Genomic DNA, 26,425 nt, shown 5'->3' with positions numbered 1-26,425 from the left:
ATAGGAGGTAGTCTTGAAAGAAAACACAAAAGGAACGATTAGAAGATTTATACCGTATTTTAACGACTATAAATCAATTTTATTTATAGACTTATTTTTTGCAGCACTTACAACTGTTTGTGAATTGGTGTTCCCACTGATTTTCAGACATTTAACGAATACTGCAATGACCAATAGAGCTGCACTGACATTTGAATTGATAGGAAAACTGGGCATGCTTTACTTGGTATTGAGAATAGTTGAGATATTTGCTCAATACTATATGCAAAATATCGGTCATGTCATGGGAGCCAGGATTGAAAAGGATATGAGAAGAGATTTATTTTCTCATCTTCAAACTCTATCCGACAACTTTTATAATAATACTAAGGTTGGGCATATAATGAGTAGAATAACAGCAGATTTATTTGACATAACTGAATTTGCTCATCACTGCCCCGAAGAATTTTTTATAGCAGGCATTAAAATTCTGATATCATTTATAATTTTAGTGCGTATAAATGTAGAATTAACTCTGGTTATTTTTGCTCTTATACCAATGATGATACTAGCTTCAACTTCCTACAGAACAAAACTTAAGAGGTCATTTATGGACCAGAGAAGGCATATAGGAGAGCTGAATGCCGGTATTGAAGACTCATTGCTTGGAGTAAGGGTTGTAAAGTCGTTCACAGGAGAGGAAATAGAAAAGGATAAATTTGAGAAAGACAATGATACTTTTCTCAATATCAAGAAGAGAACTTATAGAAATATGGCGGGTTTTCAGGTTGTAAACAGGACATTCGATGCCCTCATGAATCTATCCGTTATCGTGCTTGGTGGCATATTTATTATCTTGGGAAGAATTGATCCCGGTGATTTATTTGCGTATGTACTATATGTATCTACGCTACTGATGACAGTGAGGCGAATAGTGGAGTTCACAGAGCAGTTCCAAAGAGGTATGACTGGCATAGACAGATTCTTCGAAATTATGGATGAAAAACCTGATATTACGGATAAGGAAGATGCAATAGAATTAAATACCGTAAAAGGAAATATCTCTTTTAATAATGTGTCCTTCAACTACGAGAATCATAATGAGATGGTGTTAAAGAATTTAAACTTGGATATTGTGGCGGGTGAGAACATCGCCATAGTTGGACCTTCTGGTGGAGGAAAGACAACGGTGTGCAATCTTATCCCCAGATTCTATGATGTCACCTCAGGAAGCATTACACTTGATGGAATAGATATTAGAGATATAAAATTGAAATCCCTTAGAAGTAAAATAGGAATGGTCGCTCAGGACGTATACCTGTTCTCAGGCTCGGTCTATGATAATATAGAATATGGAAAGCCAGGTGCGAGCCCTGAAGAAATAGAAGAAGCAGCTAAACTTGCCGGTGCGTATGATTTCATTATGGATCTTCCGGATGGTTTTGATACCTATGTCGGTGAAAGAGGAGTTAAATTGTCAGGAGGACAAAAACAGAGGATTAGTATTGCCAGAGTATTCTTAAAAAATCCTCCAATACTAATTTTGGATGAAGCTACATCTGCTCTCGACAATACCAGCGAAAAAATCATCCAACAATCGCTTGAATTGCTATCTAAAGGCAGAACTACACTAACTATTGCGCATAGACTATCTACAATTAAAAATGCTGATAAGATTATAGTTTTAACTGAAGAGGGCGTCCAAGAAACGGGAACACATGAAGAGCTTTTAAGAGCCAAGAGAACCTATTACGAATTGTATAAGATTGGAAACAGCTCCTTAAATACCATGGAGTTAAGCATTTAGTAAAAAAATAGAAGCATTTAATTAAATTCATTCTCAAAATGTATTTATTTGGGCTTGAGTATGTAAATAAAAATCAGGTCAGCTTCAATTACAAACACAGATTTGTAATTGAGACTGACCTTTTTTGTTTACATGATACATTCTATTGGTTTTACCAAATTGTTCTAACATTTATTAGTAATTTATGGACCTGATTTGATAAAAAACAAATACAGGTTAAAGTTTAAATTGATTATTTATCTTCCTTTGGCAGCAAGAGCATCTCTCTTAGAATATCCCTGTCATCTCTTTTATTATACTCTTCGAGAGTCTTTTTGGCTAAATCCAACTGGTCGATTATTATGGCCTCTGCATAAGATCTGATTTGTTTGTCGATGGACTCTGCTGTATTTACAGTCCATATGACAGATTTTTTTCCGGCATTGCTTATCTTTTCAATTACACTATCCGATGCAGCATCTTCTTCCAAGATTAAATAATCACCTTCCAATTTACTGACATCGCCTATTGCCAAAAAGTAAATGAAACCGGAATTGATTTCGGGATACTTTTGTTCTATATAAGTCACGAGACTATAATCAAAGCAAACCAGAACGGTTTGATTTATCATATTTCTGGATTTAACCATCTTTACAACATCATCGACCATTTTAATATCTGCTGTCTTTCCCTTCAGTTCTATGAATAATCCTATTTTATCCTTTGCAAGATCCAAGGCCTCCTCAAGTTTTGGAACGGATACATTTTTCATAGCGGGATTATTTAAGTTTCTAATTTCAAGCTTCTTAATTTCATCGTAATTCATGTCTGATGCTCTCAAATTAACTCCTGCAAGTCTTTTGAAAGTATCATCATGATTTAATATATATACACCGTCTTTCGACCTTTGAACGTCAATTTCAGACCAATCGACTTTCTTTTCAATGGCCTTATTTATTCCTTCCAAGCTGTTTTCAGCAGCATGTACTCCTCCGCCTCTATGTCCTACGATTTGTATGGCAGACTTCTCCATAAAAATCTCATGGAAGAAAAGCCCCGTTGGAACAGCTATCATTATCAAAACTAATAGGAATAATGCGATAAGTGTTTTTCTTCTCTTTAATATCTTGTCAATAAAAGTCAACTTCGTTTTAGTCGGTATATGAGGATATTCATGCGCAAGATATTCCAACTCTTCATCCTTTGAAACAAATCGGTAAAACAATCTGGTAAGTAAGTAGACTTGCGAAAGGATTACGAGTAAGTAACTCAAACCGATTATGGCATTTTGAATTAATATCATTATCATTGACAGTATTCGGCCTGCATCAGATGTCAAACCGACATGTTTTATCATGGTAGTAATTAAAAGCAACCACAGAAGAGTCACCGGTATTACAATCAGAAGAGTTATTAAAATAAATAAAAGCATTGTAACTATTATTTTAAGTATATTTTTCCTGATCATTTTACTGCTTTCTTTCATACTTCGCTTTACATCAAAACCTGCGATTGATATGAAATGAAATGTAAACATCCACCTAATTGCGATTACAAATAGCAGAGTGACAAAGATGAAACCGTACTTACTTAGTAGAAATTCGAGTAATGCACTATTACTGACTGCTACAAATCCCTGGCTCTCAATCAGGATTTTGGAGACAGACCAGAACAAGGGGACTATTATACCAAATAATAATAGATTTGTAATGATTTGATATTTTATAAGAGCAGGTATTGATTTGCTTATACTCTTATATTCGGATTTTATTCTCGAGAATTTAGACATATTTCACTTCCGAATTATTTTATTGAATATAAAATCTTTTAAGCTTTAGATTTGAGAAAGCTTTGGGTAAGTTTTCTTCGAAAACTTTCATTTATCTTATTATAGCATATTGTTTTTATGAATATTAGAGTTTTTTTGGGGAGAATTGAAGTATAATAGGTACATAGGGGAAATGTTTAATTTGCCATATTTAATTAATAAAGTTTTGATTAAAAAGCATGTTTGATTTTTAAAAAGTTGTATAATAATATCAATGTAGTGAATAATATATACCGATAGACGGGAGGATAGTATGGATACAGTATTGATTGTCGAAGATGATTATCACATAGCTGCACCGGTTAAAGAGTTTCTTGAGAATGCAGGTTATAAAACAGTTTGGTCTTCTACGGGATTTGAAGCGTTAGAAGATTCTGAATTACATGATATAAGCATTGTGCTTTTGGACTTGATGATGCCTGATTTAGATGGTTATGGGTTTTTGGAGAGGTTCAGATTAAAGTCAAAAGTACCAGTAATAATAATCAGTGCCAAAATAGCTGTTTCAGATAAGGTTAAAGGTTTTGAACTGGGAGCGGATGACTATATTACCAAGCCTTTCAGTTTAACTGAGCTTAAAACCAGAATAGAATATCATTTGAGTAAGGCTGCAGGTTATCAGCAAACTGAAAACAAAGTGATAAATTTTCTAGGAGGTTTAGAATATTATCCCATGAGTTCTGAGTTTTACCTAAATGGAGAAAAACTGATTTTCACTTCTAAAGAAGCTGAAATTTTGTCATTACTGATAAAAAATAAAGACAAGGTACTTTCAAAAAAAGATATATATGAGATTGTATGGGCTGAAAAGGAATTGGAGGGCAATAATACGATTACAGTTCATGTTAAATCAATAAGAGAAAAGTTAAAAGAAGATTTGAAAGAACCGACATTTATTGAGACTATTTGGGGAAAGGGATATAGATTTATTGGAGTGAGAGTATGAGAATTAAGCGGAGTATAATGGGATCCTATGTGGTGGTTATACTGCTGCCCATTATTATAGCTCTTTTGTCGAGCCTTATGATTATAAAAAACAATAGAGAGGCCAGGGTAAGAGACTATATAACAAATACCTTTCTAATACAAAAATACAGCAAAATACTGGACGACGAATCTCTCTATGAAGGTGAGCATGATTTTGACGCTTTGATAGAAAGTGAAGACAGAGATCTGGTAGACATAGCTCTTTACAATTATGACGGTAGATTGATTTATAAGTCCAATTTAGAGAATGTCAATGAACTTAACAGAACAGAGTCTAAGGACAGTTTGCTTAAAGGCTTATATGAAAGGGTCTATGAACTTGACAATGACAGCATTAAAAGACCCGTGTTTCGAAATGATAAAATAATTGGAGTATACAATATTGCAATACACAGAGTAGAGTTTATAAATAAAGTAAACAATATTATTATGACCGGTATTTTTGTATTTATCGGTTCATTGGTATTACTTTTTATTTTTGCCAATAGATTTACAGAAAACAGGATAAATAAACCCATACAAAAACTGGTCTTTGCAATGAACGAGTTTGCTTCGGACAGATTTGTAAAAATCAGCAGTAGAGATGACGATGAAATTGGTGCTATCATTAGCAATTTTAATAGAATGAGAGATGATATTAGAGATAAATCATATCAGATAAGAAATGATCATGCAGAGAGAAATTATATGGTAATGGCTATATCACACGATTTAAAAACGCCTCTAACTGCAATAAGGACAAATATTGAACTCATTCGTGAAAATGGTGAATGTGATAAATTAAAACTTGATGGGATTATTGAAAAATGCGACTTGATGAGTAGTATGCTGGATAATTTAATGAATTACAATTTGCTTCAATCGGGCGGAGAAATTGAACCTGTAACGGTAGACGGTAAAGAAGCGATAGATACCCTGTTTTTTGGATATAAAGACCTCATAGAAAATGCAGGACTTTCCTCTGACATTGATGTAAAAATAGAAGGGGAATACAATCTGGATGTAAATCAAATGGATAGGGTCATCGGAAATTTAGTTATCAATGCCATTAAATACTGCAAGCCGGGTGGACGAATCAGTCTGGGCGTTTATTCCGAAGAGTATGAGCTTCCCGATCATTTGGACCCGGCTATTAAAAATAGATATAGTGACTTAAAAGATAAAATGTTGATCATAGTAAAGAACGATACAGCAAGACTAAGCGAGGAGCAACTCAAGAAGATATCCTATCCATTCTATAAACTAGATGATTCGAGGAGTAAAGAAAGAGGAGGAATAGGCTTAGGTTTATCGATTGTAGTATTAATAGTTGATAAGCATGATGGCGAGGTTGACTTTTATTCTGAGGAGGATAATTTAACTATTGTAATAGAGTTAAATAGAAATCGAAATGAATAGAAAGATTATTGTATTATGCATTTTCTTAAGTATTATGCTTTCAGGCTGTAAGACTACGGGAACTCTTATTTCACCTATAGTACTGGAGACATTTGTTAAAGAATCTGATCTTCCAAAATCCTATTACACCAAAGAGAGAATCGGACATGTAACCAAGGGACAAGAAACCAATTATACCATTATAGAGAGATGGATTAAAAAGACTGATAATGGATATGAATACAAACATAGTATAAAATACAATGAAGAAGAGGGATTTATCAGCATTTACAGTGATGGGATTGAGAAAACAAAAAGTACAAATGCCCTTGGTGAGGAAAAGTATAACAGCACTCCCATTAGTCCGAATTATGTTGAACTCGTATTAACGAGTATAAAAGATATATTCATAAATGAGGTATCGAATTTGGCAGAGACCCACGATATGAAAATTATTGGAAATGAGAAAATTGCCGGTAGAGACACTCTTCATATCGAGTATACTTTAAAGGATAATAAAAACGAAAACACAGAAATAAAAATCCTTGAAACCGGTTATACTATATCGAATAGTCAGTATGAAAAAGTTGAGCTCTGGGTTGACAAGGAAAGCTATAGAATATTGAAATCCGAAAGAGTAATGCCTAATGATATGGATACATTATTTGTACGTGAAACCCTCGAGTATGATGATAAAACCCTGATACCCGATTCTGTTTTTCAAATGGACATACCTAAAGACATTAAAATAGAAAACACTGTAGTTTCGAGAAGTATTACCAAGGATGAATTAATAAGTAAAATTGGAGACAAACTACTCACTTTAAATTCTGAATTACCATGGGAAGTAAGTTATAATTATTCTGAATTTTTTCTAGGTTCAGGAGACCCCTATATTGAGATTGAATCAGTTCATAAGCTGGATGATAAAATAAGATTTAAGATAGTTATAACCAAACCTCCAATATTCACCTATAAAGCGGATTTAAAAGGCAAAGATTCTTCAACGATCATCAATAATATTCCCGTTAGTTATATCTATGACAAGAATTTAGTGAATTTTAATTATAAAGATTATGATTATAAGATATTTTCTTACAATCACAATATTAATAGGGAAGAATTATACATTATTGCCGATGATTTACTTGAAAACACAAAATGATTCAAATGTATAGGTATTTCAGAAAATTTATGACTAAAGTAATATAGACCAGTGACTTCAGACAGTTTAAATATGTTTTGATTCATATTAGAATTAATAGTAGAGGAGGTATATATGAAACTAGAGATAATAGATATAAATAAAAGTTTCTCCGGAAAGCAGATACTTCATGATGTGAGTTTTACCGTTGAAAGCGGCAAGGCAATGGGGTATCTTGGAAGAAACGGTGCAGGAAAAACAACTACTATAAGAGCATTAATGGGAGTGTTCAGACAGGATAGCGGCAGTTTTTTACTGGATGGTAAGGTTTTTAATCCCAATAAAAATAGAGTTGGGTACCTTCCTGAAGAAAGAGGAATGTACGGCAAAGAACCCATACTGGAGCAGCTGATATACTTTGCAAGACTTAGAGGTGCCAAGAAATCTGATGCGGTAAAATCAGCTGAATACTGGGTAGACAGGTTTGGACTAGGAGAATACAAAAAGAAAAAACTGGAGACACTATCAAAGGGAAATCAGCAAAAAATCCAAATTGCACAAGCTTTTCTAAATGATCCCGACATTTTAATACTCGATGAACCTTTCAGTGGACTTGATCCTGTTAACTCGCAAGCACTTAAAGATATAATAATGGAGTTTATAACAAAGGAAAAACTGGTTATATTCTCAAGTCATCAGATGGGATATGTAGAAGACTTCTGTGACGAGATTACGCTTATAGACAATGGAAGAATCGTGTTGAATGGTGATTTAAGAGAGATAAAGAAAAACCTTAGATCGAATAAACTAAGGCTTTCTGTAGTAAATATGGACAATGAAAGATTGAAGGCTTTCTTAATGGAAAAAATCAGCTCGATTAGAATTACGGAAGATAAAAAATCAGTCATACTGGAACTTATAGCGGGCAAAACCTCGAGAGAACTGCTTAGTGAATTAATCGAAAACAATTTAGAAATAGAGAAGTTTGAGGTCTACGAACCTAGCTTACAAGATATCTTTATCAGGACAGTAGGTGATGAAAATGAAAAACTTGGGTAATATATTGAACTTTGAAGTAAAGACTTATCTTAGGAAGAAGTCTTTTATAGGAACGACGATATTTTTTATCGTTTTATCTCTAATTGCCACATCCATTCCTACTATCATCAATCTAGTGACAAAAGGTGAAGGGATTTCTGCATTTTCGAATGGAAAGAAAGACAGTATAATGGTTTATACAGCAGACAAAAAGATAGAAGAGTTTCTAAAGGAAAATGCTCCTGATGAATATGAATTTACTGAAAATAGAGATGAAATAGAGAAAAAGGTTCAATCCGGTGAAATTAAAAGGGCTTTTGTGATTGACTCAAGCACAAAATTAAGTCATTATGCAATTGACAGTGGAGTTAATAATAGAAGTGTAAGCAATATGCTGGATCTGATTAAGAAATATAACCGAGATGAACTTCTAATATCCAGCGGTCTTGATCCCGTACAAGTTGACAGCGCCTATAATACTGAACTGGATTTTAATAATATAATCCTCGGTAGGGATTCTATGACGAGTTTTGCAACGGTCTATCTCTCTATGATTACGACATATATGGCGGTAATCATGTATGGATCAATAGTAGCGACGTCGGTAGCTAGAGAAAAAAGCGACAGGACAATGGAATTACTGATAACTTCCACATCGCCGACTCCACTAATCATAGGCAAGGTAATAGCTGCCTCTATTGTTGCTATAATACAGATTGGTTTGATTTACTGTGCAGTTTATATCGGACTATTTCTGAATAAAGCCAGTTATCCCGAAGGTTTTCTTAAATCAATAGGCTTTACAATTACTCCTGACGGATTACTGGTACTGCTTGCCTTTACGTTTTTGGGATATTTGATGTACCTGTTCCTATTTGCCGGACTGGGTGCATTGGTATCGAAAGTTGAAGATGTAAGCACCTCTATAAGTCCCGTTACTATCATATTTGTACTGGTTTACTTTGTAACCAATTTTGCCATAAATATGCCTGAGAGTTTAGTAGCAAGGCTTGCTTCTATAATTCCTTTTAGTTCGCCTATGGCTATGTTTGCAAGATACTCACTCGTATCCATTCCACTCATAGAAATCCTGATTTCATTCGGACTGCTTTTATTGACAACAGCATTCTTGGCATATCTTTCAATTAAGATATACAGACTGGGGTCACTAAACTATGGAAATAGAGTTAAATTCTTTAAAGCCATAAAAATGATTTTTGAAAAATAGAAAGAGCCGGCAAATGGTCTTTTGAAATTGACTGTTTGCCGGTTTTTAAATATACTATTTACAGGAAATGGTGATATGTATGAATGGCTTGAGAATATACTTTAAATATTTAATACTACTGGCTATAATCTACGATTTATTGGTACCTGACTATACCGTAACTGTACCATTAATCATAGGTTTATTAATCTATGTAGTTGTCGTTCAAATTAGAGTCTATCAAGCCAAGCATATTAATATCGATAAAATAGCTATCTATACCCTGCCAATAGACATAGTCCTTATGGTTATGGCTGCTTATATGGGGTATATGATACCCGTATATGTCTTATTTATTATTAGCTATGATTCTATAATCTACCTTAAAAGACAAAAATATATTCCGATAGTAATAAGTCACTTAATTTATCTTTACTCCATGAGAGATACTCTTCTAAACACCATACCCGCACTACTACTTTCAGCTATATTTATAATCATAATTCACATACTTAATGATGAAGTAAATCAAAAAAAGGATTATATGTTTGATAATTATAGATTGAGCGAAGCCAATAACAAGCTTACTACAGAGCTGGATAGGGTGGAAAGCAGTATGAATACGATGAAAGAACTATACACAACTATAGAGAGAAATAGAATCTCCAGGGAGCTTCACGACAGCATAGGTCATGCGCTGTCCACAATTGTAATCAATCTTAGAGCAATAGAAAAAATGAGCGTGGTTAATTCCGAAAAGACGAGCGAGATGGCACAGACGCTTACCGAGTTCTCAAAAGATGCACTAAGTAATCTTAGACAGACTTTAAGCGAGTTAAAACCATCTGAGATTTCAGCAAAGAGCATTCAATTTGCCATCGAAGAATTAATAAGCAATTTTTCTCAACTTTCTTCGATAATAGTCAATTTTGGGGTTTCTAAAAATATATGGGAAATCGGTGAAGAAAGAGAACTCGTGATTTACAGAACAGTTCAGGAATTTCTGTCCAACTCTGCTAAACATGGGAAACCAAAGACAATCAATATATTTATGAACTATGGTCAATCAGAACTCATACTTACCTTAAAGGACGATGGTTTGGGGACTGATGAGATTGTAGAAAATATCGGTTTGCGAGGAATAAGAGAGAGGGTAATTGAAGTTGGTGGAAACATCCAATACAGCAGTACAATAGGCGAGGGGTTCTTTATGAGAGTAGTAATGCCCAGATTTAAAAAGGAGTATTTTAGTGAATAAGATAAGACTATTATTAGTGGACGATGAAAAATTGATTAGACAGGGACTTCAAATACTGCTTATGAACTTTGAAGATATAGAAGTAATTGGGATGGCATCGAATGGAAGAGAAGCTTATGAGATGGTTAAGTCTAATAAACCTGATGTGGTTCTAATGGATATCAGGATGCCTGAGCACGATGGTATAGAAGGCACGAAACTCATAAAGTCGTATGATGAGGACATAAAAATAATTATTTTGACTACTTTTAAAGATTCAGAATATATAGAGTCTGCACTTAAGCTGGGAGCATCAGGATACTTGTTAAAGGATAGTTCGGAGGAATTGATATACTCTGCCATCAAAGCTTCATTATCTGGAAATATAATAATTCATCCTGAGATGACCACTGAGATACTCGCAGCACAATGTGACTTAACTCCGAATACGGGATTACTTGAACAAGGCAATATCACAAATCGTGAACTTGAGATAATGAAATTGATAGCTGATGGACTATCTAATAAGGAGATCTCTGAAAGTCTGTTTCTTTCCGAAGGTACTGTTAAGAACAATATAAGCGTAATACTTTCAAAGCTGGAACTTAGAGATAGAACTCAAATAGCAGTCTTTATGTACAAAAACAAATTAATATGACTTAAGTCATGCACAATTGTGACTCCCGACAGTGTTACGGGAGTTTTTTATTTGATAGAATTAGAATTAACAGGAGGGATTCTAATGAATATACTAAGCGTTGATTCACTAAGTAGAAGATTCGGTAAGAGAATAGTTGTTGATAATATATCTTTAAATATTAAAAAAGGCAGTATTTACGGGCTTTTGGGTCCGAATGGAGCAGGTAAGACGACTTTAATAAATATGGTAACAGGCTTATTAAAACCTGATACGGGAAGTATAAAAATTGGAGACTTTGATATTGAGAAAAATCCGATAGAGGCAAAACGACTTATGGGACTGGTGCCTCAGGAAATTGGTTTGATAGAAGAAGTAAGTGCCATTGATAATCTAGATATTTTTGCAAGTCTGTATGGTATAAGCGGAAGTAAAAAGAATCAGATGATAAAAACGGCTATGGAATTATCGGGACTTGAGGATAAAAAGAAACAGAAAGTCAAGACTTATTCCGGAGGAATGAAGAGGAGACTCAATCTAGGTGTTGCAATTATGCATGAACCGGAGTTATTAATACTGGATGAACCCACTGTAGGAGTAGATGCTCAGTCGCGTAATCATATATTTAATTTCATTAAAGAAATCAATCGCAATAAAAACACCACAATACTCTATATCTCTCATTATATGGAAGAGGTGGAACATCTATGCAAGAATATCCTTATTATGGATTTAGGCAGGGAAGTGGCAAAAGGTGACAGTGAGGAGATAAAAAGCATGATAGCAGATGGAAATTTATTAGTGCTTGAGATTCTGAATCCTGATGACGGTATTATAGACTATGTCAAAACGATAAAGGGAATCAAAAATGCAATACTGGTCGACAATGAGTTAAAGCTGGAAATCGACAAGGAAGTCTTTTTAACTTCAACTCTCATATCTGCCATGGAAAAAGCGGGTTATATTATTAAAGGATACAGAGTAGATGAACCAACGCTTGAAGAAGTATTCTTATCTATTACAGGTAAGAAATTAAGGGATTAGGTGACGAGTATGAAGATGATGGATTATTTCAAATCTATGATGGTTATAGCGTTAAAAACCTTTCCAATGATGCTTATAGCACTTCTCATCTTGCCTTTACTATTTGCCTTTATCAACGGTTACTCGCAAAGGAGTCATAGTCCAAAAAATATGGAATATCTAAAAAACTCCTTATACATCGATGGAGAGGGTAGTGAATATGGAGACAAACTAATTGAGATTTTACAAGATCCCGAAATCTCAAAATATATAGATGTAGTCGATAATAAAACCGATGCTGATTTTGTGCTTGAAATTAACGAGGGATTTAAAGATTTTGTCAGAAGCCAAAAACTTGAAAAACTATATCTTAAAACTAATTCAAGATCGGCATCATTTAGAGCTGGTCTGTTTATGTCGAGTATAATTGAAAGTACTCTAACTACGCTTATACAAAGAGATTTGATGATAGAAGCAAAAAACAGTAATCCGGACCTGGATATAGATGCTTTGACTGAGTCTAATAAACGGATACAGAACGAAACTCTAAACATGGAATCCGAATATATAGAAACCAAAGTAATTCTGAACTCTTACGAGAAAGCTACCCTGAACTCAATCTCTTTCTTAATACTCATATGGATTTCAAACTTGATAACAGTTCATGGTAATAATAAATACGAAGGATTTTATAAGCGTATGGCATCTATGCCTGTTAAGCCTTCCAGTGTTTATATTATAGACTATATTGGAAATACAATTGTTTTTGCGCTCGCTTTTTTGGTCTATATTATCATTACCAGATTGCTGGGGTGGGGATTTAGTGGAAATCCGGGATTGCTGTTAATAGCGGTACTTGTTACCTCCATGCTCGCAACATCTATTGGATCACTCATAAGTGAAATTGTACCATCGTCTGTGTCCAATGTTGTTATATCGTTATTGATAATTATTGTTGCTCTTACAAGTAGTCTCGGACATATACTCAATAGCATAGAAAAGCCCAATCCGTTATTTAAGCTTTTACTGGATATTGGAATAAATGAAAGGATATATAGACTATTTAAAACGGTGGATTCGGGATTTGGTTCAATGATCTTTGATGTTTTCCTGGGAATAGCAATTTCTATGGCATTTGTTTGTATAGGCGCCATATATGTAAATAAGAGAAAGGATGTGAAAATATGATGAGATTCGTAAATGCAGTAATATCAAATATGAAAATTATTACACATCAACCTGCAAAAATTCTGAATTTTCTCATGATGCCGCTTTTTGTAATGTTCATAATAAATATGGCAACATCGGGTAATATCCAAAAAAATACCGTAGTTCATTTTATAAGCGATAATAGTAAACTTATAAATGAAATAAAAGAAAATAAAATAGCAGATATTGCAATTAATAGCGAGGAAAGAGTAATATCCAATTTAAAAGACGGGAAAATCACAAATGCTTATTTTATACCAGATAAATTTGAAGAATTACTAATAAAGGGTGAAAATCCTAAAATAATTATTAAGAGCAATCTAAAAGACGGTAGGGACGAAAGGATTGATAGATTTTTTAATAATTATAAAAATAAAATAATCATAGCTAAAAATCTTGAAAAAAATGGGATTGATTCCGTTAATAGTATAATGCCTGACGCCTTGATTAGTATAAGAGATAATGAAAGGCTGATTGATGGTAATTATTTTATGGCTATTCTTATGATTATGATATTTATCATGATGAACTCTAATCAATTAATTACGGAACTTCTGAATCTAAAGAAAAACAATGTATTAAAGAGGATGATTACAACGCCAAATACCGATTTTTTTCATATATTTTCTATTATAACTGCAAATTTGATAATCATGATAGTACTAAATATACTTGCCATCACCATATCCAGTGTATTTATGAACTTTACTATCAGTTCGTATCCTATATTGATAGCTATGATATCATGCATGTGCTTTGTTTCTATATCTTTGTCATTAGCTGTTTTCAGACTGGTTAAATATCAGATATTTGCAAGTACAATACCAATTATAGTATCTGTTGGATCTGCATTTATGGTTATGTTTTATGAGTTAAAGAGATTTGAAATACCAATTGCAGAATTTATCGGAAAACTAAGCCCTTATTATTGGGGTATAGAAATACTCGATAAAAATTCTATGTTTCCGGGAGTATTTGTATTATTACTGATGGGATTTGTCTTCTTGACTGCAGGAAGTTTTAAACTTAGAGAATATGCTCTTGAGCAATAAAAGGAACCAACCTCTCGGGGTTGGTTTTTACTTTGCCTGTTTAATAGACAAAAGCAGAAAATGATGATATTATTTAATTCAAGTATTGAAGGGGGTGTAATTATGAACTTTGTTTTTATTTCTCCGCATTTTCCAAAGAACTATGAGGGATTTGTAGTTAGGATGAATCAAAAAGGAATAAGAGTACTCGGAATAGCAGATGTACATTATGATGAATTAAGTGAAATAATTAAGGAAAATCTTACAGAGTACTATAGAGTAAATAATCTAGAAAATTATGATGAAGTTCTCAAAGCATGTGGATATTTTACGCATAAGTATGGGAAGATAGATAGGATAGAGTCCTTTAATGAACATTGGTTGGAGCTTGATGCTGCACTTAGGACGGATTTCAACGTATTTGGCTTAAACAATGACGATATAGAGATAGTGAAACGCAAGTCAAGTATGAAGGAAGTATTCAGAAGTGCAGGTATAAAAGTTGCAAGGGGAAGAGTTTTTAAGAATATCGATGAAGCGAGAGAGATTATCGAAGAAGTAGGTTACCCTGTATGTGCCAAACCTGATATAGGTGTGGGTGCAGGAAACACTTATAAAATTAAAAACGATGAAGAACTCATTAAATTCTTTAAACTGGGCCATAATGAAGAGTTCATAATGGAAGAATTTATAGATGGTGAAATTGTAACTTATGACGGTTTAACCAATAGAAATGCCGATAAGGTATTTAATTCAACTCTTGTATATAATTCAACAGTACTTGATATAGTTAGGTACAATATGGATATGTACTATTATATTCCACGAAGTATACCTGAAGATGTAGTTGAAGCCGGAGAAAAAATTGTAAAAGCCTTTGATTTGAGAGAGAAGTTTTTCCATATAGAATTTTTCAAAGAAGCAAAAACCGGTGATTTGGTTGCGCTTGAAATCAATTGCAGAGTACCCGGTGGTAGAACAACTGATATGTTTAATTTCGCAAATGATATTGACATCTATGATTTATATGCCGGACTAATGATCGATAATATGTTTAATGCAAATATAACAAGACCATATTATTGTGCATATGTCGGCAGGAAAAATTTTAGAAATTATGCAAATACAATAGAAGATCTTTATTACAGATATACTGAAGAGATTATGTTAATTGACTCAATACCTGGTGTGTTTGCTGCCGTTATGGGGGATATCGGCGTAATTTTCAGGACTAAAGAGGAAGAGTATATGTTTAAGATGCTCGATGAAATCCTTAAGACTAGAGGTGAATAATGCAGATTCAACAAAACAGTTTTCATTCGGCCTACTTAAATAGAGGAATGCATTTTAGGCATTACGGACACTCAGGTAAGCCCATTATAGTGTTCCCATCATCAGGAGGTTCATTTTATGAATATGAAGATTTTGGAATGATTGATGCGATTAGATGGTTTATAGACAATGGTATAGTACAAGTTTTTACTCCTGAATCGGTTGACTCTGAAGCTTTTTTATCTAATTGGAAATCGCCTTATGAAAGGGCTGATATGCATAATAGATATGATGGGTATATCGTTCACGAATTGACAGGATATATTAAAGCCAAATTGAATTATTATGGTGGATTTATTGCTACAGGTTGCAGTATGGGAGCATACCATGCATTAAATTTCTTTTTAAGACATCCGGATTTATTTGATACTACAATTGCTCTTAGTGGTGTCTATGATGCCAGGTTTTTCGTGGGAGACTATAGTGATAAAAATGTGTATGAGAATTCACCGGTGGACTATATTTGGAATCTAAACGATCCATGGTTTATAAACAAGTACAGAGAAGGCACCATAATAGTATGTACCGGTCAAGGAAGATGGGAAGAAGAAAGTATAAAAGATACTAGAAAAATGGAAGAAGCTTTCAAATTTAAACAAATACCCGCATGGATAGATTATTGGGGATACGATGTAGATCATGATTGGCCATGGTGGAGAATACAGATGCCTTATTTTTTAGGTGCGTTAAGAGAATTAAAATTATTATAGATGCGGCTTTTGGTGCATCTATTTATCTTTTTATTTATAAAACCATTATTTGATTTATCCGTACCGGGTGACTTTCACTCTTGATTTAAATATGTTAAAATTAATTGAGTAGATTAGGAATGAAGGTGAGATCAATCGGGGTAAAAATCTGTGATAGAATGCAAGCAGAGCTTTTTATGAAGCTTGCTATGAGGACAGGGGAAATTCTTTTAGTGAATGGAGCAGAAATATATAGAGTTGAAGACACTGTTAGCAGAATACTTGCTACGAGTGATGATATTGATGAAGTAGAGGTTGCTTCTACATATTCGTCTATAATGATTTCATTCTACTATGAGGGATATGTAACATCTATTAAAAAAATTAAAGACAGAACGATTAACCTGGATAAGATTTCCAAGACAAATGATTTTACAAGGAACTTTGTAAATAATGGCTTAGATTTATCGGAAGCCGATAAGATTTTGGACGAGATAGAATCGACTAGACCATATGACAGCAAGAAGAAGGTAGCAGCTGCTGCTTTCGGTTCTGCAATGTTTACATTGGCTCTGGACGGTACCTTTATAGAAGGTTTAATAGCTTTTATAGCCGTTTTAACCGGGCAGTATGTACTGATAATAACAAGAGACTCAGGTAGAAAATACTTTATGGAAACGGTCTACGGAGCCTTGGTTGTATCTACTGTTGCGGTTATCTTTCATAAATTGGGCTTGGTTAATAAACTCGATGTCGTAATAATCGGTTCGATTATGTTATTGTTCCCTGGGGTTGTGATGACCAATTCAGTAAGAGATTTCATGAATGGAGACTTGATGTCCGGATTAATCGGATTTATTCAAGCACTATTTATTGCAATAGCATTAGGACTTGGCGTAGGTATGATCATGAGGATCTACATGTATCTGGGAGGTGTAATGTAATGTATATAACTTATCAATTTCTTCTTGGATTTCTTGCAGTTCTAGGCTTTGCGTATTATTTAAATGTACCGATGAGAGCTATACCGGCTTGTGCTCTGGGTGGGGCGATCGGTTGGGTAATCTTTATGTACTCTTCGAAGTATTTGGACGCCGGACATATCGGTATACTTGTCGGATCAATATTTATCGGTTTATTGGGAGAGTATTTTTCCAGGAAGCATCGACTACCGGCAACTGTTTTTTTACTGGCGGGAATAATTCCATTGGTACCGGGGTTAAATATGTACTTTATGATGTATAATGTAGTTATGAATAATTATGATGAAGCTTTTAAACAAGGATTAAATGCTGCAATCATATCAGGAGCCATTTCAATAGGATTGTTTTTAGCATCCAGTGCTTATTCTAAAGTAATGAGAATAAGAAACAAAATAAGGAATGAGGCATAATGAAAGAAAAAATTCTAATATTGGTAATTTTATTAGTAGTAGCTGTTTTCTGGAGTATATACCAAAAAAAGGAAGTGAGAAAAATAGAAAGTAATACTGTAAAATTGATTAAAGGAGAGAACAAAAGGGAAATATACCTAGCTGGCGGCTGTTTCTGGGGAGTTGAAGCTTATTTTGCAAAGATAAAAGGCGTAGAGGGAACAGAGGTTGGTTATATTAATGGAAAGACAGAGGAAACGGATTATCGTAAGCTGAAGGATACCGACCATGCCGAGGCGGTTCATATAGTATACGACCCTAAAATAATAAAACTTGAGAATATACTGGAGTATCTTTTTAGAATCATAGATCCCTTATCGGTCGACAAGCAAGGAAACGACAGGGGGAGACAGTACAGGACCGGTGTTTACTATACCGATGATGCCGATATTGAAATCATAAATAAGTTCATCGATAAGGAGCAGGAGAAATACGATAAACCTATAGCTGTTGAGGTACAAAAACTCAACAATTATATCAGTGCCGAAGAATATCATCAAGACTATCTGGACAAGAATCCGGGTGGGTATTGTCATGTAGACTTATCGGATATACCTGATGATCATGTTTCCAATTATTCAGAGATTAAAGAAAGACTAACTCCTATTCAGTACCATGTAACTCAGGAAAACGGTACAGAAAGGCCATTTCAAAATGAATATCATGATAATTTTGAAAAGGGGTTATATGTGGATATAGTGTCGGGAGATCCGCTTTTTCTATCTACTGATAAGTACGATGCAGGATGCGGATGGCCAAGCTTTACTAAACCGATTGAGAAAGACAAGGTAAATTATGTCGAAGACAAAAGTCATGGGATGGTAAGGACCGAAGTTCGAAGTTCAGATGCCGACAGCCATTTAGGGCATGTATTTGAGGATGGACCTAAGGATAAAGGTGGTCTAAGATATTGTATAAACTCGGCTTCGCTTAGATTTATATCCTATGATGACTTGGAAAAAGAAGGCTATGGAGAATACAAAAAACTACTGGATCGAGGGGATGAAAATGGGGAGAACTAAAATACTAAATGCACTTAGAAAGACAACCTTTATTATAGAGATGGTTTTGACACTGCTTCTTGCAGTTGGAGTTGTTTTTTCACTTAAGGATTTAATATGGTATTTTCCGACAATCTGGAACACTCCTTCGGTTGCATCTTATGGACTGTTTAAAGATTTCCTGGGTCATGTACTTTTGCTGGTAGTTGGAGTTGAGCTTATGCTCATGCTTATAAACCACTCAATGGTTGCGATTTTAGAGCTGATTCTATTCGTAATCGCTAGAAAGATGCTTATTTATGCAGATTCAATGCTGGATCTATTGATGGGGACAGTTTCGATACTGGTTGTATTCGTAATATTCAGGTACTTGTTGCCGAATGTAAAACTAACCTCAAATAGAGAGGAATTTACATTTGAAGGAGACGACTCACTTGATAAAGTTAAGACTAAGACTGGATATGAGGTAAATAAAGAGTATGGAGAAACGCTTAGAGAGACTATAACAAATATTGCAGATGACAAGAGGGTCTGCATAGTAGAAGGCCTTACAGTTCCAGTTGATGATTTAGAATATACCGTCACAGAAATTAAGGATAATGAAATCACAAAAGTTAGCGTAACAAAGAGAAAAGCACATCACTAAGGGGGATATTGATGAAGAGATTATTGGTAGTTGTTGATTTTCAGAACGACTTTGTCAAAGGTAATCTGAGTTATGAAGGAGCCGAATTACTCGATGATGTAATCGTTGAAAAGATTGAAAACTACTTGGACAATGGAGATGAGGTCGTTTGTACATATGACACTCACTTTGAAGATTATATTGAAACCAATGAAGGTAAAAACCTGCCCATACCACATTGTATTAAAGGTACTGAAGGATGGGAATTATTCGGGAAAACAGGAGAACTTCTAAAGAATGCAAGATCATTTGAGAAGTATACATTTGGAAGTTATGAGCTTGGTGACTATATACTGGAGAACCAATTCGAAGAGATTGAGTTTGTTGGTCTTGTAACCAATATCTGTATCATTTCCAATGCAGTTATAGCGAAGTCTGCAAATCCGGAAGCGATTATCACCATAGACAGTAAGGCTGTAGGAAGTTATGACAGAGAACTTGAGAACAAAGCATTCGATATAATGGAAAATCTCCATATGACCGTTATTAGATAGAGTGGGGATAACTATGAAAGTTGGAGTATTTGGCGGTACCTTTGACCCGATTCACAATGGTCATCTAATCATGGCGAGTTTCATACATGATGAAATGAAATTGGATAAGATTTTATTTCTTCCGTCAGAAAATCCGCCACATAAAACAAATAAAAAAATCACTGATGAGAAAATCAGGGCGGAAATGGTCGATACTGCTATAAAAAATGATTCAAGATTTGATTTATCACTTATAGAACATGGCGGAAGTGAACCTGACTACACCTATAATACAATGTCTAAACTCTGTGCAGCCAATCCACAGAACGAGTATTATTTTATAATAGGTGGGGATTCTTTAAGAAGTATAGAGTCATGGTATAGATTTGAAGAATTAATGCAACTGATTCAATTTATTGTAATCGATAGAATTTCTAGAGACGAGAAGCCTCTTGTAGACCTGGTTGAAAAGTTCAAGACCTGGTCAAAGGGAATACATTACCTAAATATGCCCTTGATAGAATTATCTTCGACTCTTATCAGAACCAGGGTAAAAGAACACAAAAGCATAGCTTATATGACGCCAAATGAAGTAATAGAGATTATAGAAAAAAATGGACTATATGATGAATGAGAATCTTATTGAAAGAGCTAGAAAATATATAGAGAATAAAATAGGCAGAAAAAGATATGAGCATAGCATAAGGGTTTCAGAGCTGAGCAAAAAGCTGGCTGAACATTATGATTACAGTATTTATAATGCTGAACTGGCAGCGATACTTCACGACTCAGCCAAGGGAAGAGAAGATAAGCTTTTATTGAAGGGATACGATGTTTCTGATATAATTTTAAAAGAGGATATCGAGATTTATAGACCTATAATTCACGCTCCACTGGCTGCTGAAATAGCGAGAAAAGAATTTGGAATAGACGATGAGGACATAATCAATTCCATTGTCTACCATACGACGGGTAGACCTCATATGGGCTTACTCGAGAAGATAATTCTGGTAGCAGATGCAGCGGAGCCGGGACGGGATTATAAAGCTGCCATGGAAATCAGAGAACTGGCATTTAAAGATCTCAATCTCGCTGTAATAAAAGCCCTGGATACAAGCTTACTACATTGTATCGACAATGGCAGAATTATAAATCCGCTTACTATACTAAGTAGAAACTATTACATTAAGGAGATGAGTAATTGACAAAACTTGAAGCGGTTGTAAAAGCATGTGAAGATAAGATTGCCAAAGATATTGTGACCATACCGATTGACCCCGGTTTAGCTATTGCAGATTATTTTGTTATAGCTACTGGAAACTCCAGAAATCAAACTCAAGCCATAGCAGATGAAGTAGAGAAGGTTATGAATGAAATGGGTTTTGAACATAGGGGGATAGAAGGCTATCGTGAAGGCAATTGGATACTGCTGGATTTTTCAGATATTATAGTACACATATTTACAACAGAGGACAGAGAGTATTACGACCTTGAAAGGTTGTGGTCAAAATAAATTTAGGAGGGTTTTAAATGGCATTAGAATTTTTACACACAGACAAGGCACCTGCAGCGATAGGACCTTATTCACAAGGAACAAAAGGAAATGGAACTATCTATGTATCAGGACAGCTTCCAATTGATATGGCAACCGGAGAACTGGTAACTGATAGCGTTGAAAAAGCTACTAAAGCAAGCTTATCAAATCTACTTGCAATTGTAGAAGCAGGTGGCGGAAAACTTGAAAATATAGCAAGAGTCGGAGTTTTTGTTAAAGACATCAACGATTTCGCAGCTATAAACGATGTTTATACAGAGTTCTTTGGAGATCATAAACCTGCAAGAGCTTTAGTTCAGGTTGCCAAGCTTCCCAAAAGACGCATTAATAGAAATAGAAGCAGTAGCTGTTCTTTAATTTTGAGCAATAAAAAAAGTCCGGATGGACTTTTTTTATTGCTCAAAATAGATATTAGATTCTTCTAAAGATCTCGGTGCGAGATGTCTTCTATAGAACTGAGAACTTATCACTTGAATTTTAATGTGAATATAAACCCCGACAATTACTGAAATTATAGTGACTAAAATAATGCCTAGTAATAATCCCATAAAATTATGCGATTCGCCTGTAATAAAGCTAAACATAATTGCAATGACTGCGATTATATAAATTATAAAACCAATAATATAAGGGATATATAGACTAAATAATTTACCTACATTTCGCTTCATCAATTCGAATGATTCAGAAAAGGCTGCCCCTACTGAAATATCAGGCTTATCTTTTAATAAAAATGGCAACGGTGTCAAAAATAGCGATAATACAATTCCGGGAACTATCAGTAAGAAATAGGCAAGGACTGTAAGAATATAACTAATAGCCAGTATCAAAACATTTTTAAATACATTTCTATTGATAGCACTAAACAATAATTCCAGTTTAAGCTTAGGAGTTTCGCCCGATATACTTTGATCTACCAGGTCCAGAAAAGACCATGAAAAACCAAGAGCGAATACCGATGTAATTATGCTTATTAGCATATTTGAAGCAAAGCTTGAAATTATAGTCGTACTTTTTGAAACGGCCGATATAGCTTCGAGTTGAGCCGGATCAGTAAAGTCAATATTAGCAAATGGATCTACACTAAATGGCATAACCGGCATTAAGACTCTACTGATAATCATTGAAATAACCGACAGCACAATACTCATAACTACTGCCATAAACCAATTACCTTTCATATCATCTTTGCAATGTCGTCTAATTAAAGAATTATCCATTAATACACCTCCTGTGTATTATCATAACATATAGTATCGATATATTTTAGTCTTTATAATAATTTTATAAACTTAAAACAAATATATCTCAATAAATGATAATAATTATAAATTAAATATACTATTCGATTTTGTGTATCGAAAGAATATGGAAAATGCAAAATGAAAATCCAATGAAATACTTTAAGGATTTTTTCAATATTTTGATTGGTAAGTTTATTATTAGCAAAATTTAATTATTGAGTAATTAATTCCTACAGTAAGCATTTAATATATTACGTTTTGTTAATTATTATGATATGATAGTCATATAAGCTGAATCGGGAAATATTATTTATAATATGTAAATTGCAATAAATTAGATAATACAACGGTCTTATACTTGCAAAAAAAGCGTATATCCGTTAAAATTACTAAGTGCTATTATTTAAGGAATAATAATATTTCAAATTAATTGTTATGATTTTGTAACAAATGGGTAATATATATATAAATTGAGGGTAAAAATGAAACTTAAACGCAAGACGGAAAAATTGCTGATATTAGCAATAATAGGTATAATTGCCATCCTTACGGTTTATAAGGACAGTTTTGGTGTTAAAAAACTTAATATAGAGAAATTTGTTAATACCGAGATTTCTGAAATTGCTGAAGATGATGCCGCTAAAGATGAAAAACTTATTATTCATATCGCCGGGGAGGTAGTAAAGCCGGGCATCTATGAATTTAATGAAGGCGATAGATTAAACGATGCGGTCGAAATGGCAGGAGGACTAACAGACTGTGCTGAAACGAACAAAGTAAATCTGGCTTTAAAACTGGAAGACGAAATGAAGATAATAATCCCGTCAATTCACGATGATGTTGTTGGCATTGTGTCGGCAGAGGACCCGGTTACAGAATCTTCCAATAAGACGAATATAAACACTGCAGCTAAAGAGGAACTAATGAAGCTGAACGGGATTGGACCCAAGACGGCAGATAAGATAATAGAATATAGAGAAACTCAAAAATTTACTGTGATAGAAGATATTATGAATATAAATGGGATCGGCGAAAAGATGTTTGAAGGAATTAAGGACCATATAAAAGTAAAGTAGGTGAGACTATGAAAGATGAAACAGTTAAGCTAACACAGTATGCAAAAACGTCCGGTTGAGCGGCTAAAGTCGGCCCAGACATATTATCTCAAGTATTAAAAGAGATACCGAAGGTAACCGATGAAAAACTCCTGGTAGGAGTGGAGCATGTAGATGATGCTGCAGTTTATCAACTGAGGGACGATTTGGCGCTCATACAGACATTGGACTTTTTTACACCCATAGTCGATGATCCTTATACATTTGGACAAATAGCAGCGGCAAATTCTCTTTCAGATATATATGCAATGGGGGCTGAACCCTTACTTGCAATGAATATTGTTTGCTTTCCAAATTGTCTGAGTCCGGATGTACTTGGAGAGATATTAAAAGGCGGCGCTGACAAGTGTCTGGAAGCAGGAACATTGGTTGTCGGTGGACATACCGTACAAGACGATGAACCTAAATTTGGACTTTCAGTAAGTGCTGTCATACACCCTAAGGATGTACTGACAAATAGTGGGGCCAAACCGGGTGATGTATTGGTTCTAACAAAACCGGTCGGTGTAGGAATAATAAACACTGCTTTAAAGGGAGGCATTTTAGAGGAAGACGATGATATCTACCTTGAAGCTGTTAAGTCTATGACGACATTAAATAAATTTGGACAGGCTGCGCTTAAAGATCTTACAGTAAATGCTTGTACAGATATTACCGGATTTGGATTAATAGGCCATGCACTTGAAATGGCTGAAGGTAGCGATGTAACCATAACCATAGACTCTAAGTCAATACCTATACTGAGTGGATCACTTGAATACGCCAGAATGGGACTTGTGCCCGCAGGAAGTTATGATAATAGAAAATTTGTAGGAGAAAAAGCTCTTCTCAAAGATATAAAAACCGACATGGAAGATGTACTATTTGATCCTCAGACATCGGGAGGATTGATGATAAGTCTTCCTGAAAGAGAAGCTGAGATTTTATTGGAAAGACTTGTAGATAATCCGCTTAAATTTGGAATTATAGGAAGAGTTATAGAAAAAGAAGATCATTATATTATTATAGAATAGTAGGTGAACATATGCAGTCATTATTCAAGCGATTGCCAAAAGTAGATGAGCTCCTGGAAAATGCTGAAATTAAAAAATTAATAGAGGAAAATTCCAGGAAAATCGTCTTAGAATCGATAAGAGAAGCTCTCGACAATTTAAGGATTGATATTAAGGATGGACTATCCGGTGAAGAGCTAACCAATAAAATAGATAATATAAATCAAAGTATTGCAGGTCTTATAGAAGCCGGCAAAGAACATAATTTGATTAAAGTTATAAATGCTACAGGTGTAGTTATTCATACAAATTTAGGAAGATCTCCTCTGCCAAGTGAAGTTTTAAAGGGGATAGAATTGGTATCTTCAGGATACTCCAATTTGGAATATGACTTGGAAAAAGGAGAAAGAGGAGAAAGATATTCACATCTTGAAGATATAATCGTAAAGATTACAGGCGCAGAATCGGCAATGGTGGTTAACAATAATGCCGCTGCCGTGATGCTAATCCTTTCAACTTTGGCAAATGGTAAAGAAGTAATTACCAGTCGTGGCGAACTAATTGAAATAGGAGGAGCATTTAGAATACCTGATGTATGTCTTCAAAGTGGTGCTCATCTTGTAGAAGTGGGGACTACCAATAAAACACATCTTCGCGACTATGAAAATGCAATAAATGAAGAAACCGCTGCAATTTTAAAAGTTCATACTAGTAATTATAGAATTTTAGGATTTACAGAAAGCATAGATTCCGACGAATTATCTTCACTTAAAAATGCTCATGACATATATGTAATAGAAGACCTGGGCTCGGGAGTACTAATCGACCTTTCCAAATATGGCATTGAATACGAACCTACAGTTCAAGATTCTATAAGAAAAGGTGTAGACATCGTTTCTTTTAGCGGTGACAAACTACTAGGTGGTCCTCAAGCCGGAATTATAATCGGTAGGAGAGATATCATAGAGGCATTAAAGAAAAATCCATTGACTCGAGCATTAAGGGTAGATAAATTTACGATATCTGCACTTGAAGCTACATTGAGACTTTACTTGGATGAAGAGATAGCGATCAAGAAAATTCCAACACTTAGAATGTTGACATACACGAATAAAGAACTCTATGACAGAGCCAATATTCTAAAAAATAAGTTGGAAAAAACAGGAAGCAATTTGAAATTCGATGTCATAGAAGTCGAATCTGAAGTAGGGGGAGGAAGCCTTCCGCTGGAGAAATTGCCGTCATATGCAGTTTCCATTGATTCGGAAGTCATTTCTACTGAATATATCGAAAAGAGACTTAGAAAAAATCGAGTACCTATAATCGTGAGAATTATTAAAGATAAAGTTATTTTAGATATTAGGACAATAGACGATGGAGAATTAGACATTATTGCCAAAGCCATCTCTGAATTGGAGTCGTAA

At 34.5% G+C, this 26,425-nt stretch carries 26 protein-coding genes and 1 pseudogene; 25 read left to right on the top strand and 2 right to left on the bottom strand.

Annotation, left to right across the window (positions count from 1 at the left end):
* Nucleotides 1-13: 13 nt before the first annotated feature.
* A complete protein-coding gene (locus VZL98_07580; protein ID WVH62557.1) occupies nt 14-1,786 on the top strand; it encodes an ABC transporter ATP-binding protein in 1,773 nt (590 codons plus the stop codon).
* 232 nt (nt 1,787-2,018) lie between these two features.
* Here VZL98_07580 and VZL98_07575 read toward each other — a convergent pair whose 3' ends face one another.
* The gene (locus VZL98_07575) at nt 2,019-3,554 is read right to left on the bottom strand and encodes a glycerophosphodiester phosphodiesterase family protein (GenBank protein WVH62556.1); all 1,536 of its coding nucleotides are present in this window, start codon (nt 3,552-3,554) and stop codon (nt 2,019-2,021) included.
* 292 nt (nt 3,555-3,846) lie between these two features.
* On the opposite strand from VZL98_07575, the gene VZL98_07570 reads away from it, so the two are divergent.
* From VZL98_07570 to VZL98_07470, 21 genes and pseudogenes are all read left to right on the top strand, one after another.
* Entirely contained in the window at nt 3,847-4,539 is a 693-nt protein-coding gene (locus VZL98_07570) for a response regulator transcription factor (protein WVH62555.1), read from the top strand.
* Nucleotides 4,536-5,978: a HAMP domain-containing sensor histidine kinase gene (locus VZL98_07565; GenBank protein WVH62554.1), complete on the top strand. Its 1,443-nt coding sequence runs from the start codon at nt 4,536-4,538 to the stop codon at nt 5,976-5,978. Before VZL98_07570 ends, VZL98_07565 begins: the two co-directional genes overlap by 4 nt.
* Nucleotides 5,971-7,122 carry a hypothetical protein gene (locus tag VZL98_07560; GenBank protein WVH62553.1) on the top strand — a complete coding sequence of 384 codons (1,152 nt, stop codon included), beginning with the start codon at nt 5,971-5,973 and terminating at the stop codon, nt 7,120-7,122. The genes VZL98_07565 and VZL98_07560 overlap by 8 nt, the downstream gene beginning before the upstream one ends.
* Before the next feature lie 114 nt (nt 7,123-7,236).
* Entirely contained in the window at nt 7,237-8,160 is a 924-nt protein-coding gene (locus VZL98_07555) for an ATP-binding cassette domain-containing protein (GenBank protein ID WVH62552.1), read from the top strand.
* The gene (locus tag VZL98_07550) at nt 8,144-9,367 is read left to right on the top strand and encodes an ABC transporter permease (GenBank protein ID WVH62551.1); all 1,224 of its coding nucleotides are present in this window, start codon (nt 8,144-8,146) and stop codon (nt 9,365-9,367) included. The genes VZL98_07555 and VZL98_07550 overlap by 17 nt, the downstream gene beginning before the upstream one ends.
* Nucleotides 9,368-9,446: 79 nt before the next feature.
* Entirely contained in the window at nt 9,447-10,604 is a 1,158-nt protein-coding gene (locus VZL98_07545) for a sensor histidine kinase (protein ID WVH62550.1), read from the top strand.
* Entirely contained in the window at nt 10,597-11,241 is a 645-nt protein-coding gene (locus tag VZL98_07540; GenBank protein ID WVH62549.1) for a response regulator transcription factor, read from the top strand. Before VZL98_07545 ends, VZL98_07540 begins: the two co-directional genes overlap by 8 nt.
* A gap of 84 nt (nt 11,242-11,325) precedes the next feature.
* Nucleotides 11,326-12,264: an ABC transporter ATP-binding protein gene (locus VZL98_07535; GenBank protein WVH62548.1), complete on the top strand. Its 939-nt coding sequence runs from the start codon at nt 11,326-11,328 to the stop codon at nt 12,262-12,264.
* 9 nt (nt 12,265-12,273) lie between these two features.
* The gene (locus tag VZL98_07530) at nt 12,274-13,431 is read left to right on the top strand and encodes an ABC transporter permease (GenBank protein ID WVH62547.1); all 1,158 of its coding nucleotides are present in this window, start codon (nt 12,274-12,276) and stop codon (nt 13,429-13,431) included.
* Nucleotides 13,428-14,504, top strand: coding sequence for an ABC transporter permease (locus VZL98_07525; protein WVH62546.1), 1,077 nt, complete (start codon nt 13,428-13,430; stop codon nt 14,502-14,504). Before VZL98_07530 ends, VZL98_07525 begins: the two co-directional genes overlap by 4 nt.
* Nucleotides 14,505-14,606: 102 nt before the next feature.
* Nucleotides 14,607-15,776: an ATP-grasp domain-containing protein gene (locus VZL98_07520; protein WVH62545.1), complete on the top strand. Its 1,170-nt coding sequence runs from the start codon at nt 14,607-14,609 to the stop codon at nt 15,774-15,776.
* On the top strand, nt 15,776-16,525 hold the full coding sequence (locus VZL98_07515) for an alpha/beta hydrolase-fold protein (protein ID WVH62544.1): 750 nt from the start codon (nt 15,776-15,778) through the stop codon (nt 16,523-16,525). Before VZL98_07520 ends, VZL98_07515 begins: the two co-directional genes overlap by 1 nt.
* Before the next feature lie 119 nt (nt 16,526-16,644).
* Nucleotides 16,645-17,448, top strand: coding sequence for a threonine/serine exporter family protein (locus tag VZL98_07510; GenBank protein ID WVH62543.1), 804 nt, complete (start codon nt 16,645-16,647; stop codon nt 17,446-17,448).
* Entirely contained in the window at nt 17,448-17,897 is a 450-nt protein-coding gene (locus VZL98_07505) for a threonine/serine exporter family protein (GenBank protein ID WVH62542.1), read from the top strand. Before VZL98_07510 ends, VZL98_07505 begins: the two co-directional genes overlap by 1 nt.
* A complete protein-coding gene (gene msrB, locus VZL98_07500) occupies nt 17,897-18,958 on the top strand; it encodes a peptide-methionine (R)-S-oxide reductase MsrB (protein ID WVH62541.1) in 1,062 nt (353 codons plus the stop codon). Before VZL98_07505 ends, msrB begins: the two co-directional genes overlap by 1 nt.
* Entirely contained in the window at nt 18,945-19,583 is a 639-nt protein-coding gene (locus VZL98_07495) for a hypothetical protein (GenBank protein WVH62540.1), read from the top strand. Before msrB ends, VZL98_07495 begins: the two co-directional genes overlap by 14 nt.
* A gap of 11 nt (nt 19,584-19,594) precedes the next feature.
* Nucleotides 19,595-20,116 (top strand): isochorismatase family cysteine hydrolase, encoded by a 522-nt coding sequence (locus VZL98_07490; protein ID WVH62539.1) that lies wholly within the window; start codon nt 19,595-19,597, stop codon nt 20,114-20,116.
* A gap of 13 nt (nt 20,117-20,129) precedes the next feature.
* Entirely contained in the window at nt 20,130-20,729 is a 600-nt protein-coding gene (nadD, locus tag VZL98_07485; GenBank protein WVH62538.1) for a nicotinate-nucleotide adenylyltransferase, read from the top strand.
* Nucleotides 20,710-21,300 carry a bis(5'-nucleosyl)-tetraphosphatase (symmetrical) YqeK gene (gene yqeK / locus VZL98_07480; GenBank protein ID WVH62537.1) on the top strand — a complete coding sequence of 197 codons (591 nt, stop codon included), beginning with the start codon at nt 20,710-20,712 and terminating at the stop codon, nt 21,298-21,300. Before nadD ends, yqeK begins: the two co-directional genes overlap by 20 nt.
* On the top strand, nt 21,297-21,608 hold the full coding sequence (rsfS, locus tag VZL98_07475; protein ID WVH62536.1) for a ribosome silencing factor: 312 nt from the start codon (nt 21,297-21,299) through the stop codon (nt 21,606-21,608). Before yqeK ends, rsfS begins: the two co-directional genes overlap by 4 nt.
* 17 nt (nt 21,609-21,625) lie before the next feature.
* A pseudogene (locus tag VZL98_07470) lies at nt 21,626-22,007 on the top strand (RidA family protein).
* A 35-nt stretch (nt 22,008-22,042) separates the two neighbouring features.
* On the opposite strand, the gene VZL98_07465 reads toward VZL98_07470, so the two are convergent.
* Nucleotides 22,043-22,870 carry a hypothetical protein gene (locus tag VZL98_07465; protein WVH62535.1) on the bottom strand — a complete coding sequence of 276 codons (828 nt, stop codon included), beginning with the start codon at nt 22,868-22,870 and terminating at the stop codon, nt 22,043-22,045.
* Between the two features lie 506 nt (nt 22,871-23,376).
* Between VZL98_07465 and VZL98_07460 the strand changes: the two genes are divergently transcribed.
* From VZL98_07460 to selA, 3 genes are read left to right on the top strand one after another with little or no spacing between them, the layout of a single operon-like run.
* Nucleotides 23,377-23,970 (top strand): helix-hairpin-helix domain-containing protein, encoded by a 594-nt coding sequence (locus tag VZL98_07460; GenBank protein WVH62534.1) that lies wholly within the window; start codon nt 23,377-23,379, stop codon nt 23,968-23,970.
* A gap of 8 nt (nt 23,971-23,978) precedes the next feature.
* Nucleotides 23,979-25,022, top strand: a complete 1,044-nt coding sequence (gene selD, locus VZL98_07455; GenBank protein WVH62533.1) for a selenide, water dikinase SelD — start codon at nt 23,979-23,981, stop codon at nt 25,020-25,022.
* 32 nt (nt 25,023-25,054) lie between these two features.
* Nucleotides 25,055-26,425, top strand: coding sequence for an L-seryl-tRNA(Sec) selenium transferase (selA, locus tag VZL98_07450; GenBank protein ID WVH62532.1), 1,371 nt, complete (start codon nt 25,055-25,057; stop codon nt 26,423-26,425).

Source organism: Peptoniphilaceae bacterium AMB_02 (genome assembly GCA_036321625.1).
GTDB classification, from domain to species: Bacteria; Bacillota; Clostridia; order Tissierellales; family Peptoniphilaceae; genus Microaceticoccus; species Microaceticoccus formicicus.
Note: the sequence above shows the minus strand (reverse complement) of the source record. Positions and strands in the feature narration are given on the sequence as shown.